General features: G+C 64.5%; 13 protein-coding genes. 11 read left to right on the top strand and 2 right to left on the bottom strand.

Annotated features, from left to right (window positions below; translation table 11 throughout):
• Positions 1-27 precede the first annotated feature (27 nt).
• The 3 genes from tesB to IWW33_RS07935 all read left to right on the top strand — a co-directional run bounded on the left by tesB (position 28) and on the right by IWW33_RS07935 (position 2645).
• Positions 28-897 (top strand): acyl-CoA thioesterase II, encoded by an 870-nt coding sequence (tesB, locus tag IWW33_RS07945; RefSeq protein ID WP_012312594.1) that lies wholly within the window; start codon positions 28-30, stop codon positions 895-897.
• Entirely contained in the window at positions 894-1484 is a 591-nt protein-coding gene (locus IWW33_RS07940) for an HAD family hydrolase (protein WP_174140971.1), read from the top strand. The genes tesB and IWW33_RS07940 overlap by 4 nt, the downstream gene beginning before the upstream one ends.
• A 150-nt stretch (positions 1485-1634) precedes the next feature.
• Positions 1635-2645: an NAD(P)-dependent alcohol dehydrogenase gene (locus IWW33_RS07935; protein WP_039603560.1), complete on the top strand. Its 1011-nt coding sequence runs from the start codon at positions 1635-1637 to the stop codon at positions 2643-2645.
• Between the two features lie 9 nt (positions 2646-2654).
• Here IWW33_RS07935 and IWW33_RS07930 read toward each other — a convergent pair whose 3' ends face one another.
• A complete protein-coding gene (locus IWW33_RS07930) occupies positions 2655-3353 on the bottom strand; it encodes a FadR/GntR family transcriptional regulator (protein WP_039603559.1) in 699 nt (232 codons plus the stop codon).
• 261 nt (positions 3354-3614) lie between these two features.
• On the opposite strand from IWW33_RS07930, the gene IWW33_RS07925 reads away from it, so the two are divergent.
• Together IWW33_RS07925 and gudD are read left to right on the top strand one after the other, a co-directional pair.
• On the top strand, positions 3615-4967 hold the full coding sequence (locus tag IWW33_RS07925) for an MFS transporter (protein WP_046785155.1): 1353 nt from the start codon (positions 3615-3617) through the stop codon (positions 4965-4967).
• 19 nt (positions 4968-4986) lie between these two features.
• A complete protein-coding gene (gene gudD / locus IWW33_RS07920; protein ID WP_012312599.1) occupies positions 4987-6342 on the top strand; it encodes a glucarate dehydratase in 1356 nt (451 codons plus the stop codon).
• 115 nt (positions 6343-6457) lie between these two features.
• Here gudD and IWW33_RS07915 read toward each other — a convergent pair whose 3' ends face one another.
• Positions 6458-7345, bottom strand: a complete 888-nt coding sequence (locus tag IWW33_RS07915; RefSeq protein WP_080952079.1) for a LysR substrate-binding domain-containing protein — start codon at positions 7343-7345, stop codon at positions 6458-6460.
• Positions 7346-7445: 100 nt separating this feature from the next.
• On the opposite strand from IWW33_RS07915, the gene IWW33_RS07910 reads away from it, so the two are divergent.
• The 6 genes from IWW33_RS07910 to IWW33_RS07885 all read left to right on the top strand — a co-directional run bounded on the left by IWW33_RS07910 (position 7446) and on the right by IWW33_RS07885 (position 15981).
• The gene (locus tag IWW33_RS07910) at positions 7446-8396 is read left to right on the top strand and encodes a 2-hydroxyacid dehydrogenase (protein ID WP_115273509.1); all 951 of its coding nucleotides are present in this window, start codon (positions 7446-7448) and stop codon (positions 8394-8396) included.
• A 165-nt stretch (positions 8397-8561) separates the two neighbouring features.
• Positions 8562-9905 (top strand): MFS transporter, encoded by a 1344-nt coding sequence (locus tag IWW33_RS07905; protein WP_046785158.1) that lies wholly within the window; start codon positions 8562-8564, stop codon positions 9903-9905.
• A gap of 363 nt (positions 9906-10268) precedes the next feature.
• Positions 10269-11663, top strand: a complete 1395-nt coding sequence (locus IWW33_RS07900; protein ID WP_174140970.1) for an amino acid permease — start codon at positions 10269-10271, stop codon at positions 11661-11663.
• Positions 11664-11825: 162 nt separating this feature from the next.
• Positions 11826-12572 (top strand): efflux RND transporter periplasmic adaptor subunit, encoded by a 747-nt coding sequence (locus IWW33_RS07895; protein WP_231386316.1) that lies wholly within the window; start codon positions 11826-11828, stop codon positions 12570-12572.
• Positions 12569-13888 (top strand): HlyD family efflux transporter periplasmic adaptor subunit, encoded by a 1320-nt coding sequence (locus tag IWW33_RS07890; RefSeq protein ID WP_196914262.1) that lies wholly within the window; start codon positions 12569-12571, stop codon positions 13886-13888. The genes IWW33_RS07895 and IWW33_RS07890 overlap by 4 nt, the downstream gene beginning before the upstream one ends.
• Entirely contained in the window at positions 13888-15981 is a 2094-nt protein-coding gene (locus IWW33_RS07885) for a biotin/lipoyl-binding protein (RefSeq protein ID WP_174140968.1), read from the top strand. The genes IWW33_RS07890 and IWW33_RS07885 overlap by 1 nt, the downstream gene beginning before the upstream one ends.
• The last annotated feature ends 24 nt before the right edge of the window (positions 15982-16005 follow it).

Genomic DNA, 16005 nt, shown 5'->3' with positions numbered 1-16005 from the left:
TGTGATGCCTTGCTAGGAGAACCCCCGATGAGTCATGTGTTGGACGACCTGGTCGACCTGTTGAGCCTCGAGTCGATCGAGGAGAACCTGTTCCGTGGGCGCAGCCAGGACCTGGGCTTCCGCCAGCTGTACGGTGGCCAGGTGCTGGGCCAGTCACTGTCGGCGGCCAGCCAGACGGTCGAAGACGCGCGCCATGTGCATTCGCTGCACGGCTACTTCCTGCGCCCGGGCGATGCCAGCCTGCCGGTGGTCTATTCGGTCGACCGTGTGCGCGATGGCGGCAGCTTCAGTACCCGGCGCGTGACGGCCATCCAGAAGGGCCAGACCATTTTCACTTGCAGTGCGTCGTTCCAGTACGACGAGGAAGGTTTCGAGCACCAGGCGCAGATGCCTGATGTGGTCGGGCCGGAGAACCTGCCGAGCGAGGTCGAACTGGCCCGCGCCATGGCCGACCACCTGCCTGAGCGCATTCGTGACAAGGTGCTGTGTGCCAAACCGATCGAGATACGCCCGGTCACCGAGCGTGACCCGTTCAACCCCAAGCCCGGCGACCCGGTGAAATACACCTGGTTCCGCGCCGACGGCACCCTGCCGGACGTGCCCGCGCTGCACAAGTACCTGCTGGCCTACGCCTCGGACTTCGGCCTGCTGACCACCTCGCTGTTGCCCCATGGCAAATCGGTGTGGCAGCGCGACATGCAGATCGCCAGCCTCGACCACTCGTTGTGGTTCCACGGCAACCTGCGCGCCGATGAGTGGCTGCTGTACGCCACCGACAGCCCATGGGCCGGCAATGCCCGTGGTTTCTGCCGGGGCAGTATCTACAACCGTGCGGGGCAGCTGGTGGCGTCGTCTTCGCAGGAAGGCTTGATCCGTCACCGCAAGGACTGGGCATGAGCCTGGCCGATATCCGCAACTGGGTGTTCGACATGGACGGCACCCTCACCGTGGCAGTGCATGATTTTGCCGCCATTCGTGAGGCGCTGGAGATTCCGCCCGAGGACGACATCCTCACCCACCTGGCGGCATTGCCTGCGGCGCAAGCGGCCGCCAAGCATGCGTGGCTGCTGGAGCACGAGCGCGACCTGGCGGTTGCCTCGACTGCAGCTACCGGTGCTGTGGAGCTGGTGCGGGAGCTGGCCGGGCGTGGCTGCCGGTTGGGCATCCTTACCCGTAATGCGCGTGAGCTGGCGCATGTCACGCTGGAGGCGATCGGCCTGGCCGATTGCTTTGCCGTCGAGCACGTGCTCGGTCGTGACGAGGCGGAGCCCAAGCCCAACCCCGATGGCCTGCTGAAGATCGCCAGTGCCTGGGGTGTGGCGCCGAGCGAACTGGTGATGGTGGGTGACTACCGCTTCGACCTGGATTGCGGCCGAGCGGCCGGGGCGCGCACAGTGCTGGTGAACCTGCCGGATAACCCATGGCCGGAACTGGTGGACTGGCATGCGGTGGACTGCCGGGCTTTGCGGGCGTTGCTGGGCTGAGTTTTCGGTAGCCTGCGCTTGCCCTGTCGCCGGCAAGTTGATCACCGCTGCTGAAAGCTGCCCGAGCACCTGAGGGAGCCGGCTTGCCGGCGATAGGGCCGTTACTGTCTATGCCCACCCGCAGTATTTTTCCCAAACGGAGAACCAGCCATGACCCATAAAGCCATCTACGTGCAACCCGGCGGCGGCTACGACAAGGTCGAAGTCGGCACCTGTGAGGCGGCTGCGCCCAAGCCCGGCGAGATCACCGTACGCCTGCACGCCAGCTCCCTCAACTACCACGACTTTGCCGTGGTCAGCGGCATGTGGGGGCCGAGCGAGCGGCGCATTCCCATGGCCGATGGCGCCGGCGAAGTGACTGCTGTCGGGGCGGGCGTCAGTGAGTTCAAGGTCGGCGACAGCGTGGTCAGCACCTTCTTCCCGGACTGGCTCGATGGCCAGGCACTGGTCGAAGGGTTCGCCAGCGTGCCGGGCGACGGCATCGACGGCTACGCCCGTGAACAGGTCACCGCCCGCGCCACCTCCTTCACGCTGGCACCCAAGGGCTACAGCCACGCCGAGGCCGCCACCCTGACCACCGCCGGCCTCACGGCCTGGCGTGCGCTGATGAGCGACGATCACCTCAAGCCCGGTGACACCGTACTTGTGCAGGGCACCGGCGGCGTGTCGATCTTCGCCCTGCAGTTCGCCAAGCTGGCAGGCGCCACGGTAATCGCCACCTCGTCCAGCGATGCCAAGCTCGAACGCCTCAAGGCCCTGGGCGCCGACCACCTGATCAACTACAAGAGCACCCCGGCCTGGGGCGAGAAGGTGCGTGAGCTCACCGGCAACCGTGGCGTCGATCATGTGATCGAGGTAGGCGGGCCGGCGACGCTGGAGCAGTCGATGATTGCCGCACGGATCGGTGGCCATGTGTCATTGATCGGCATCCTTACCGGTGTCGCCGGGCAGTTGCCGCTGGTTCAGGCGCTGGTGCGGCAGATCCGGCTGCAGGGTGTGCTGGTGGGTAGCCGCGCGCAGCAGCAGGCGATGGTCCGGGCGATCGACGCCAACGGCTTGCTGCCTGTGGTGGACAAGCATTTCGAACTGGAGCAGATCGTCGAAGCGTTCCGCTACCAGGAGAGCAACCGGCATTTCGGCAAGATCTGCCTGACCTGGTAATCGCCAGCCTCAGTCCGGCAACAAGCGGTCCCGGCTGTTGGACAGATGCAGGCAGATCGCCGCCCGCGCCGCATCCGGGTCTTGCCGGGCAATGGCGTTGAGAATCGCCTCATGCTCCAGGTTGGCCAGGTAGGCATGCCGCGCCAGGTTGGCCCCGGCGCGTTCGGCGATGGCCATGCGGTTGCGAGGAATCAGGCCATTGCCCAGCTGCGCCATCATCTCGCTGAAGTACAGGTTGCCGGTGGCCTCGGCGATCAGCAGGTGAAAGCGGCGGTCCGCTTCGATGCAACTGTCACCGGCCGCGGCGAGGTCCTGATAATCGTCCAGTGCCTGGCGCATGCGTGCCAGGTGTTGTTCGTTGCGGCGCACGGCGGCGAGGGCGGCTGCCTGGCCTTCGAGGCCGATGCGCAGTTCCAGCAGGTCGCGCACGCTTGCGGCATTCTCCACTCCCACCCGCAACCCGGCCTGCGCCGGGCGCGCCATCACGAACGTACCAATCCCATGGCGCGGTTCTACCAGGCCGGAGGCCTGCAGTTTCGACAGGGCTTCACGCACCACGGTGCGGCTGACACCGTGCTCGCGCACCAGGGTGTTTTCCGACGGCAGTTTGTCGCCCGGCTTGATGGTGCCCAGCAGGATTTGCTGGGTCAGGCTGGAGACCAGGTCGTGGGCACGGCTGTGGCCTGTTTTGCGGGGCTGCTGGGGCATGGGCTGCTCCGGTTGGCGAGTTAGCTTGTACGACAAGTTAGTCGATAAAAATATTTTCTGCCTGTTTTTTCGCAGCGCCGGGCAACCTGAAAAGTGAACTTATTAGCTTTATCGCCGCTTTTATACGATCTATAAGCTTGTATTTTGTGTTTTTAACGACAATCGCCATCTTGTCGTACAACTTCGCCGCGCATATGCTCTGCCCACTGTCATGTCAGACCACCTCGACCCGCACAAAAACAATTAGTGGGAGATACACAAGTGAACGACACCCTCGATCCGTCTGCCCGTAACGGCGGCGACGTGCTGGCCAGCGCCGTGGCCAAGGTCAAGCGCCACGTCCTGCCGCTGTTCGTGATCATGTTCATCGTCAACTACCTCGACCGCGTCAACATCGGCTTCGTCCGGCCACACCTGGAAAGCGACCTGGGTATCAGCGCTGCGGCCTATGGTTTTGGTGCCGGGTTGTTCTTCATCGGCTATGCGCTGTTCGAAGTGCCCTCGAACATGCTGTTGCAGCGCGTCGGCGCCCGCCTGTGGCTGACCCGCATCATGTTCACCTGGGGGCTGGTGGCCACGGCCATGGCATTCGTGCAGAACGAAACCCAGTTCTACGTGCTGCGCTTTTTGCTCGGTGTTGCCGAGGCCGGCTTCTTCCCTGGGGTGATCTACTACTTCACCCGCTGGCTGCCAGGTGCCGAACGCGGCAAGGCGATTGCCATCTTCCTCAGCGGCTCGGCGCTGGCTTCGCTGATCTCCGGCCCACTGGCCGGCGCGCTGATGCAGATCCAGGGCCTGGGCATGCATGGCTGGCAGTGGATGTTGTTCATCGAGGGCATGGCCTCGGTCACGCTGTGCTTCTTCGTGTTCTTCTGGCTCGACTCCAAACCGCACGACGCCAAGTGGCTGAGCAAGGCCGAGCAGGACGCGTTGGTCGATACCATCGACCGCGAGCAACGTGAGCGCGAAGCCACCGGCGCCGTCAAGGTATCGTCCTGGAGCCTGCTCAAGGACCGCCAGATCGTGCTGTTCTGCCTGATCTACTTCTGCATCCAGCTGACCATCTACGCTGCGACCTTCTGGTTGCCCAGCATCATCAAACGCATGGGTGACCTGAGCGACCTGCAGGTCGGCTTCTTCAACTCCATCCCGTGGCTGATCTCGATTCTGGCCATGTATGCCTTCGCCGCTGGCTCCTCACGCTGGAAGTTCCAGCAGGCCTGGGTGGCTGCTGCCCTGGTGATCGCGGCCATTGGCATGTTCATGTCGACCACGGGCGGGCCGGTGTTCGCCTTTGTCGCGGTGTGCTTTGCCGCCATCGGTTTCAAGTCGGCTTCGTCACTGTTCTGGCCGATCCCCCAAGGCTATCTGGACGCGCGTATCGCTGCGGCGGTGATCGCCCTGATCAACTCGGTGGGCAACCTGGGCGGCTTCGTCGCGCCCACCACCTTCGGCCTGCTCGAGCAGCAGACCGGGTCGATCCAGGGTGGCCTGTACGGCCTGGCCGTGACCTCGGTGCTGGCGGCCATTGCGGTGTTCTTCGTGCGCACTCGCCCAAAGGGCGTCCCCTCCAATGACCTCAAGGCCCCTTCGGCCTTGGGCCAGACCCACTGATGACTGCGAGACAACAATCATGAACATGCAGACGACTCCCGCACTCCACACCAGCACCCCCGTGGTCACCGACCTGCGCGTGATCCCGGTAGCCGGCCATGACAGCATGCTGCTCAACCTCAGTGGCGCCCATGGCCCGTTCTTCACCCGTAACGTTGTGGTGCTGCGTGACAGCGCCGGCAACACGGGCCTGGGCGAAGTGCCCGGCGGCGAGAAGATCCGCCAGACCCTGGAAGATGCCCGCAGCCTGGTGGTCGGCCAGCCGATCGGCCACTACCAGCGTGTGCTCAATGCCATGCGCCAGACCTTCGCCAACCGCGATGCCGGCGGGCGTGGCCTGCAGACCTTCGACCTGCGCATTACCGTGCATGCGGTGACGGCCATCGAATCGGCGCTGCTGGACTTGCTCGGCCAGCACCTCAATGTGCCCATGGCCGCGCTGCTCGGTGAAGGCCAGCAGCGCGACGCGGTGAAAATGCTCGGCTACCTGTTCTATATCGGTGACCGCCAGCAGACTGACCTGGCTTACCGCAATGAGGCCGACGCCGATGATGACTGGTTCCGCCTGCGCCACGAGAAGGCACTGACCCCTGAGGCCGTGGTGCGCCTGGCTGAAGCCGCCAAGCAGCGCTATGGCTTCAGCGACTTCAAGCTCAAGGGCGGCGTGCTGCGTGGCGAAGAGGAGATGGAGGCGGTGACGGCGCTGGCCGAGCGCTTCCCCGAAGCGCGCATCACGCTTGACCCCAATGGCGCCTGGTCATTGCAAGAGGCCATCGCCCTGTGCCGTGACAAGCACCACGTGCTGGCCTATGCAGAAGACCCGTGCGGTGCCGAAAACGGCTATTCGGGCCGTGAGGTGATGGCCGAGTTCCGCCGTGCCACCGGCTTGCCCACCGCCACCAACATGATCGCCACCGACTGGCGCCAGATGGGCCATGCGATCCAGTTGCAATCAGTGGACATCCCCTTGGCCGACCCACACTTCTGGACCTTGCAGGGCTCGGTACGGGTGGCGCAGATGTGCAACGACTGGGGCCTGACCTGGGGTTCGCATTCGAACAACCACTTCGATATTTCATTGGCGATGTTCACCCAGGTAGCTGCGGCGGCGCCGGGTGAGATCACGGCGATCGACACCCACTGGATCTGGCAGGACGGCCAGCGTCTTACCCGCGAGCCGCTGCGCATCGTCGACGGCCATGTGCGCGTGCCAGAGCGCCCAGGGCTAGGGGTGGAGCTGGATGAAGACCAACTGGCCAAGGCCCATGAGTGCTACCGCAGCATGGGGCTGGGAGCGCGGGATGACGGTGTGGCGATGCAGTTCCTGATCCCCGGCTGGACGTTCGATAACAAGCGGCCTTGCCTGGTGCGTTGAAGCCCGGTGCCCTATCGCCGGCAAGCCGGCTCCCACTGGGTTTGCGCTGAGCTTGAGAGCAGCGGGGTACCTGTGGGAGTCGGCTTGCCGGCGATTGGGCTGCGCAGCAGCCCCCTCACCCCGCCTCAAAAAATGCCCGAGCCATCGCCACAAACGCGCCCAGCACTGGGTTCGGATTATCCCGGCAATACGCCAGAAAGATCTCCGCCTGCTGGTCCGTCCCCACCATTGGCTTGAACACCACCTGCTCCAGCCGCAGCGCCTGCGCCGATGCCGGCACCACCGCACAGCCCAGCCCGACATTCACCAACCCCAGAATCGAATGCGTCTGCCCCAGTTGGTGCAGATAACGCGGCTGCACCTCGTGGCGGGCAAACAGATTGGCGATGCGGTCATGGAAGTAGCGCCCCTCGTTGGCGCTGTACATCACGAACGGCTGCTGATCGAAATCGGTCGGCTTGAGCCGCTCGCGCGCTGCCAGTGCATGGCCGGCGGGCAGGGCAGCGACGAAGGGCTCGCGGTGGATCGGCAGGTACTCCACGCGCGCGCTGGGCAGTACCTGGCGCACCAGACCGACATCGATCAGCCCAGCCTCCAGGTCATGCACCTGGGTTGCGGAGATGCGCTCGCTGAGCACCAGTTCGATGTCGGGTACGGTCTTGGCGGCGTGCACCAGCAGGCGCGGGATCATGCTGTAGGCCCCGACCGCTGTGAAGCCCAGCGTCAGTCGGCCAGCCTCGCCATGGGCAATGCGCCGGGCCGACTGGCTGGCCGATTCGGCAATCTGCAGTATGCGCCGGGCATCTTCCAGAAAGCTCTGCCCGGCGAGTGTGAGCCGCGCCTGGCGGTTGTTGCGCTCGAGCAGCAGCACCCCCAGCGAATGCTCCAACAGCTGGATCTGCCGGCTCAACGGCGGTTGGGTCATGTGCAGGCGGCTGGCGGCACGGCCGAAATGCAGCTCCTCGGCAACCGCTACGAAGCAGCGCAGCTGGTGCAGCTCCATGATTCAATTCCTGAATTATTCGATCCACCATCAATATTAGACCTGTATCGCATGCCGGCCTAGCATCGAGTCACACCTTTGAAGTTGCCGGATATCAACGATGAACAACGACAACACCGCAGCCGTCGAGCTGCTGCTCACCCAGCCGGTACCGGATGCCATCGATGCGCAACTGGTCAGTGCCTACCAGGTGCATCGGCTGTATCGACATGACAATCCTCAACAACTGCTCGATGAAGTCGGCCCTCGTATTCGAGGGGTGGTCACCGGTGGCGCCAAAGGCTTGGCCAATGCACTGATGGATCAACTGCCAGCGCTGCAGATCATCGCCATCAGTGGCATCGGCACCGACGCTGTCGACCTGCACCACGCGGCGAAGCGCGGCATACATGTCACCACGACCCCGGGGGTGCTCACCGACGACGTGGCCGATATGGCCATGGGGTTGATCATCAACACACTGCGCCGCCTGGGCGAAGGTGAACGTCTGGTGCGTGACGGCTTGTGGGGCACGGTCAACCTGCCGTTGGCGCGCAAGGTCAGTGGTAGTGCGCTGGGCATCGTTGGCCTGGGGCAAGTCGGCAAGGCCATCGCCCGCCGCGCTGCCGCCTTCGACATGCACATTGCCTACAACGGCCGCCGCGAACAGCACGGCTGTGGCTACCGCTTCGTCGCTGACCTGGTCGAACTGGCGCGTGCGGTGGATGTGCTGGTGGTAGCGGCCTCGGCTGATGGCGGCAAGGTGCTGGTGAGCGCCGAAGTGCTCGACGCGCTGGGCCCGCAGGGCTACCTGATCAACGTGGCGCGCGGCAAGTTGGTGGATGAGGACGCACTGGTCGAGGCCTTGCGCGAACGGCGCATTGCCGGTGCGGGGCTGGATGTGTTCGTCGATGAACCCCATGTGCCACCGGCTTTGTGTGACCTCAACCAGGTCAGCCTGCAGCCGCACCGAGGCAGCGCCACCCTGCAGACCCGCCTGGAAATGGGGCAAATGGTGCTGGACAACCTCGCAGCCTGCTTCCGCGGCGAGGTGCCGCCGAACTGCGCGTAACCCCATCGCCGGCAAGCCGGCTCCCACTGGGAGCCCACTGCTTTACAGCCCGGTGATGTACCTGTAGGCGCCGGCTTGCCGGCGATAGGGCCACTAGCGACACCACAAGGCCACACCTTCTCTGCACAAGAACAATCGCTTCCATCGAGAAGCAAGAGGGTACACATGAACAGCAAATCCGCCGTCGCCGCACCGCAGGCCGTCGCCGCAATCGGCCGCCATCGCTTCCTTGTCCTGGCGCTGATCTTTGTCATCACGGTCATCAACTATGCCGACCGCGCCACCCTGTCGATCACTGGCACCGAGGTACTCAAAGACCTTGGCCTGGACCCGGTCATGCTCGGCATGATCTTTTCTGCCTTCGCCTGGGCCTATGCCCTCGGCCAGGTGCCAGGCGGCTGGTTGCTGGACCGCTTCGGTGCACGCCGCGTATATGGCATCAGCCTGATTCTCTGGTCGCTGTTCACCCTGCTGCAAGGCACAGTGGGCTGGCTGGGCCTGGCCGGTGTGTCGGCTGCGGTGGCGTTGTTCTCCATGCGTTTCATGCTCGGCCTGGTGGAGTCACCGGCATTCCCGGCCAACTCGCGCATCGTCAGTTGCTGGTTCCCCACCCGCGAGCGCGGTACCGCATCGGCGCTGTTCAACTCGGCGCAGTACATGGCGGTGGTGGTGTTCGCGCCGCTGATGGCGTGGATGACCCACACGATGAGCTGGGAGCAGGTATTCATCTGGATGGGCGTGCTCGGCCTGCTGCTGAGCGTGGTGTGGTTCCGCCTTTACCATGAGCCGCACAGCGCACCAGGGTTGAGCCGTGAAGAGTTCGATTACATGCGTGAAGGCGGAGCGCTGGTCGACCTGGAAAAAGAGCGCAAGACGGCCAAGAGCAAACCGACCCGCGCGGAGCTTGCGCAGCTGTTCACCAGCCGCAACCTGTGGGCGGTCTACCTGGGGCAGTACTGCATTACCGCGCTCACCTATTTCTTCATCACCTGGTTCCCGATCTACCTGATCAAGGGCCGTGGCATGACCATCATGGAGGCCGGCTGGGTGGCCGCGTTGCCGGCCATCTGCGGCTTTACCGGCGGCATTCTTGGGGGCTTCGTGTCCGACTGGCTGATCCGCCGTGGGGTGCACCCGTCCAGGGCGCGCAAGACGCCGTTCGTGATCGGCATGGCGTTGTCCACCACCTTGGTGCTGGCCAATTACGTGGATGGCAACGCGGCGGTAATTGCCCTGATGACCTTGGCATTCTTCGGCAAGGGCCTGGCAGCGGTGGGTTGGGCGGTGCTGTCGGATGTGGCGCCGAAGAAAATGGTCGGCCTGTGCGGTGGCGTGTTCAACGGCATCGGCAACATTGCCGGCATCGTCACCCCGCTGGTGATCGGCTACGTAGTGGCCAGCACCGGCTCCTTCGACAACGCACTTTGGTTCGTAGCCGCCCACGGCGTGCTGGGGATCTTCGCTTACCTGTTGCTGGCCCGGCGCTTCGAACGGACGGGGCAGGCGTAGGCAGACGCCTGAGCAACAGAGGCCCTGGGTGACCGGGGCTTTTTTGTACCTGTTACGCATACCCAGATGAAAAACAAAACCCTCAAATGGCCATCAGGCGCGTCTGGACATGCCATCCACGACATCTGACGTTTATGGAAAAGCGCTGTCGTGATCGAACAGTTGCGAGGCGTTCTCGTGTAATTTCCTGCAGCCTCAGCCGGCTTAAATGAACCCCGAACCGCACTGACGCCCTGCTTTGTGACGCGCGCCAAAGATCAACAACAGCGCGCAAGCAAGGTGTCGACTCATTGAATCCAAAGGAGATATTTTCGCCTACGCCTGCCCGTCCTTCCTTGTGTCAGCAAAAAGAGAACAACATCAATGAACACCGTGGGAACTGATGGCAACCTTGCACAAGGTTTCAAGCCACGTCATGTAACGATGCTGTCCATCGCGGGCATCATCGGCGCCGGTCTTTTCGTCGGCTCCGGGCACGCCATCGCGGCAGCCGGGCCAGCCACCATTGTTTCTTACTTCGTGGCCGGGACCCTGGTGGTGCTGGTCATGCGCATGCTCGGCGAAATGGCCGTGGCGCACCCCGACACCGGTTCGTTCTCCACCTATGCCGACCAGGCCATCGGCCGCTGGGCCGGCTACACCATCGGCTGGCTGTACTGGTGGTTCTGGGTGTTGGTGATCCCGATCGAAGCACTGGCCGCCGGGCATGTGCTCAACGCCTGGTTCCCACAGGTGGACAGCTGGATCTTCGCCCTCGGTTCCGTACTGCTACTGGCGTGCACCAACCTGTTCAGCGTGGCCAAGTACGGTGAGTTCGAGTTCTGGTTCGCCATTCTCAAAGTCACGGCAATCCTTTGCTTCATCGGCTTGGGCTTTGCGGCCCTGATGGGCTGGTTGCCCAACCGCGAAGTCAGCGGGTTGAGCGGCTTGATGAGCGCCTACGGCGGCTTTGCGCCCAACGGCTGGTCTGCCGTGATTGGTGCATTCATCACCGTGATGTTCAGCTTCATCGGCACTGAAGCGGTGACCATTGCCGCCTCCGAATCCAGCGACCCGTCGCGTAACATCGCCAAGGCCACGCGCTCGGTGATCTGGCGCATCAGTACCTTCTACATCCTGTCGATCTTCGTGATCATCTCGATCGTGCCGTGGAACGACCCGCAGCTTGCGGTGGTGGGTTCTTACCAGCGTGCGCTGGAAATCATGAACATCCCCAATGCCGCCTTCATGGTCGACCTGGTGGTACTGGTGGCCGTGACCAGCTGCATGAACTCGTCGATCTATATCGCTTCGCGGATGATGTACTCACTGGCCAAGCGCGGTGATGCACCGGCCTTCCTCAACAAGACCTCCAAGGTCGGCGTGCCACGCGCTGCCGTGTTCGGCAGCACCCTGATCGGCGCGGCCATCGCCATCCTCAACTACTTCGCACCCAAGGGTGTGTTCGAGTTCCTGCTGGCCAGCTCCGGCGCCATTGCGCTGCTGGTTTACATGGTCATCGCCATCTCCCAGCTGCGCATGCGCCGCCGCCTGGAGCGCGAAAACGCGGAACTGAAATTCCGCATGTGGCTGTTCCCGTGGCTGACCTGGGCGGTGATCATTTTCATTGGCGGGGCGCTGGCGGTGATGATGTATACGCCTGAGCACCGGGTGGAGGTGAGTTCGACCTTGGGCTTGGCGATCGTGATTTCCTTCCTTGGGATTGTCACTTCGCGGGGGCATGAACGACAGGCGGCGGTGGTGCGCTCGCTCGGTTGAGTGGCGGCTGTGACGCCTCCATGGTGGCCGGGTTGATCGGCCACCATGGCCCGATCGGCGTGATGTATCCGTGCCATCACTTTTTTCGTACACTCCGGTCTCCTAGCTTGCAAGGGAGTGTGCAACATGTGTCGTGGGATTCGACTGGCTTTGGCCTTGAGTATGTTGCACCTGCCACTGGCGCTGGCCAATGAAGCATCAGGCGACCCGCTGCTGGACACGCCGAGCGTCGGTAACACGGGCGCCGAGCACAGCGCCCGTGGCGTGTTGCGCGCGCGTCACCAGGCAGTGCTGGCCAGTGAGCTGGCCGGGCGTATCGTCGAGATGCCTTATGCTGATGGCGAGGCCTTCAAGAAGGGCAGCACCCTGGCGCGCTTCGACTGCTCGGCCTACCAGGCCCAGCTCAATGCCGCTCAAGCGGCGGTGCGCGCAAGCCGCGAAGAGCTCAACCACAACCGTCAACTGGCCGCATTGAAATCGGTGGGGCAGTTCGAGGTATCGCTGGCTGAGGCCAAGCAAGCCCAGGCCCAGGCCGAAGCCCAAGTCTACCAAGTGCAGGTCAAGCGCTGTGTGGTCACCGCCCCGTTCGACGGGCGAGTGGTACAACGCCGTGCCCAGCCTCACGAAAGCGTCGCCAACGGCGCACCGCTGGTGGAGGTGGTGGACAATCGTTCGCTGGAAATCCAGCTGCTGGTGCCTTCGCGCTGGCTGGCCAGGCTCAAGCCTGGGCAAAGCTTTCAGTTCACCCCGGATGAAACCGGTCAGCCGCTGGGCGCCACGGTCAAGCGTGTGGGCGCGCGAATCGATGAAGGCAGCCAGACGCTGCTGCTGATCGGCGAACTGCCCGCAGATGCTCACGGTTTGCTGGCGGGCATGAGCGGTACGGCCAGCTTTGCGCAGCAGCCATGACCGCCGCTGCCCATGGTACGGCGGAGCGGGCCTTCGCCTTGTTTCTGGGGCTGCAGCGCCAGGCGCGCCAGGCCACCAGTACCGAGCAGCTGGCGTATGCCATGGTCAACGACGGCCAGGCGATGTTTGGTTTTCGCCATGCCGCGTTACTGATCGCCGGCAAGGTGCAGGCGCTGACAGGCATCAGCGTGGTGGAAGCCAATGCACCGTTCGTGGCCTTTGTCGAACGTGCCGTGGGCAAGTTGCAGGCAGCGGGTGTCGCAGGGCAAGCCGGCGAGGTGGAACCAAGCGTGCTGGATGCCCAGACCCTCGCCGACTGGCAGGCGTTGTCGGCAGGGCAAGCCTTCTGGTTGCCATTGCACGACCGCAAGGGTGAGGCCTTCGGCGGCTTGTGGCTGGCCCGCGAGCAGGCGTTCAACGCCGCCGAGCAGGCCTTGCTGGTGCAGTTGGGGGAAACTTATGCGCATGCCTGGCAGGCGCTGAACCCGGTGCGCCCATGGCGCCTGCGCTGGCCGCGGCGGCGCTTGCTGGCGGTGCTGGCGGCAGCGCTGCTGTTGCTGTTGCTGCCGGTGCGCCAGTCGGTGCTGGCGCCGGCCGAGGTGGTGCCGCGCGGTGGCTGGGTGGTGGCGGCGCCGCTGGACGGGGTGGCGGCCGAGTTCCTGGTCAAACCCAACCAGCGTGTGACGGCGGGGGATTTGCTGGTGCGCTTCGATGCCACCGCCCTCAAGGCCCAGGCCGATGTTGCCGCACGCACCTTGGGCGTGGCAGAGGCCGAACTCAAGGTCAGTACCCAGCGCGCCTTTACCGATGCCGACTCCAGCGCGCGCCTGGACTTGCTGGCCGCACGCGTGGAACAGAAACGCGCCGAACTCGACTATGCCCACCAGTTGCTGGCGCGCAGCGAGATCCGCGCCGAACGTGACGGCATCGCGGTGTTCGCCGATGCCGAGCGCTGGACTGGCAAACCGGTGCAGACCGGCGAGCGGCTGATGCAACTGGCCGACCCAGTGCAGGCCGAACTGCGCCTGGAATTGCCGGTCGGCGATGCCATCGCCCTGCAGCCGGGGGCCGAGGTGGCGCTGTTCCTTGACAGTGACCCACTGCATCGGCACGTGGCGCAGCTTGAACGTGCTGCCTACGAGGCGCAAACCACCGCCGCCGGGCAGCTTGCCTACCGGCTGGATGCGACCTTCGTCGAGGCCTCACCACGCATCGGCCTGCGCGGTACGGCAAAGCTGTACGGCGAACGCGCGCCATTGGCCTATTACCTGCTGCGCCGGCCTCTGGCGGCCCTGCGCCAAGGGCTGGGCCTGTAATGTTGCCGGCGCTGCGTGCGGACCTGCAGCTCTCGCCAGCGGCACCGGCGTTGGACGGTGCCCCGCAATGGACCTTGGCCGACCCGTTGCGCGGCCGTTATTTCAAGCTCGGCGCGGCAGCGGTGCGTTTGCTCCGCCACTGGCCGCTGGGTGAGCCGCAACGGGTGCTGGCAGCTGCCAATGCCGAGCCGGGCCTGCCCCTGGATACTCAGGCGGTAGAGGACCTACTGGCGTTTCTCGGCCACCACGACCTGCTTAGCGCCAAGGACCCGGGGCAGCGCCAGAGCTATGCCGTGAAGGCCGCCGCCAGCCAACAGGGGCTGTGGCACAAAGCATTGCACCAGTACCTGTTCTTCCGCATCCCGCTGTGGCGCCCGGATGCCTTTCTCAACCGTACCTGGCCGCTGCTCGAGCGCCATGGTGGCTGGCTGCTGCGCGTTGGCCTGCCGGCGCTGCTGGTGCTTGGCCTGTTCCTGGTGATTCGTGACTGGTCGCGCTTCATCGCCACGTTCCCGCACCTGTTCAGCCTCGGCGGCATGCTCGCCTTTGGCCTGGCCCTGGCTTTCGCCAAGCTTTGCCACGAGTTCGGCCATGCCTACATGGCCAAGCGCGCGGGTTGCCGTGTGCAGAGCATGGGGTTGGCGTTCATGGTGCTGCTGCCTATGTTCTACACCGATGTCAGCGATGCCTGGCGCGTCAGCGACCGGCGCTCACGGCTGCTGATAGATGCAGGTGGCGTATTCGCCGAGCTGGTACTGGCGGTGTTGGCACTGCTGGCCTGGTCGCTGCTGCCCGATGGGCCGCTGCGCACCGCGGCGTTCATGCTGGCCAGTGCCACGTGGATCACCACCTTGCTGGTCAACCTCAACCCGTTCATGCGCTTTGACGGGTACTTTCTGGTCAGTGACCTGTTAGGTGTGGAAAACCTGCAGCAACGCGCGTTTGCACTGTGCCGGTGGCGCTTGCGCGAGGCGTTGTTCGGCTATGGCGAGACGATGCCCGAGCCGTGGCCACCGGTGATGCGCCAGCGCCTGCTGCTATGGGGCTATGGCGCCTGGCTCTGGCGGGCGCTGTTGTTCTTTGGTATCGCCCTGGCGGTGTATCACCTGTTCTTCAAGGTGCTGGGCATTTTCCTCATGCTGGTGGAACTGGTGTGGTTCATCGGCTTGCCGGTATGCAAGGAGCTGCAGCAGTGGTGGCTGCGCCGTGACCAGGCCCAGCCGCGCAAAACGCTGGGGCTTGGCCTGGGGTTGATGCTGCTGCTGGCGCTGCTGGCCGTGCCTTGGCGCGGTGCAGTGGAGGTGCCGGCGATGCTCGAGGCGTCGCGGGTGAGTGCCTTGCATGCACCTGTGGCGGCGCGAGTGAAGCAGTTGCAGGTGCACGATGGCCAGGCGGTCGCTCAGGGGCAGTTGCTGCTGGCGCTGGAATCGCCGGACCTGGATTCGCGCCTGAAGATTGTGCGCCGCGAAATAGAAATTCTACAGTTGCTGTTGCGCCGTCAGTCCGGGCGCAGCGCCACCGCCAGCGATGCCGGTGTGCTCGAGCAGCAGTTGGCCGAGGCAGTGGCCGAGTACCGTGGCCTTGCCGCGCAGCGTGAACGCTTGCAATTGCGCGCGCCGGGGGCGGGAGTGTGGCGCGACATGCCCAGGGACCTGCAGGCCGGGCAGTGGGTCAATACCGGCCAGGCCCTGGGGCGGGTCGTCGAACCGGGGGTGCGCCTGCGTGGTTACTTGGGCGAGGCCGATCTGTGGCGCGTGGCGGCTGGCAGTGAAGGGCGCTTCATTGCCGATGACCCGGCGCGGGCGGCGTTGCCCGTGCGCGTGGAGCAGGTGGATGCTACCGGGGTTGCCGCGCTGGAACTGCAGGCGCTGGCGTCTGACCGGCATGGCCCGGTGGCCGTGCGCCGCGATGGCCAACAGCGGGCCCAGCCGCTGCAGGCGCAGTACGGGGTGCGCCTGAGCCCGCTGACGGATGTGGCTGATGTGGCCCAGCCGTTGCGTGGGGTGGTGGTGCTCGAGGGTGCCCGCGAGTCGCTGCTGGGCGCTGCCTGGCGCCGGTTGGCGGCCTTGGGCGTGCGTGAGAGTGGTTTCTAGTGCGAATTCACTGCAAGGAGCAGC

It is taken from the genome of Pseudomonas sp. M2 (genome assembly GCF_015751845.1).
GTDB classification, from domain to species: Bacteria; Pseudomonadota; Gammaproteobacteria; order Pseudomonadales; family Pseudomonadaceae; genus Aquipseudomonas; species Aquipseudomonas putida_E.
This window is presented reverse-complemented; position numbering and strand designations above follow the sequence as displayed.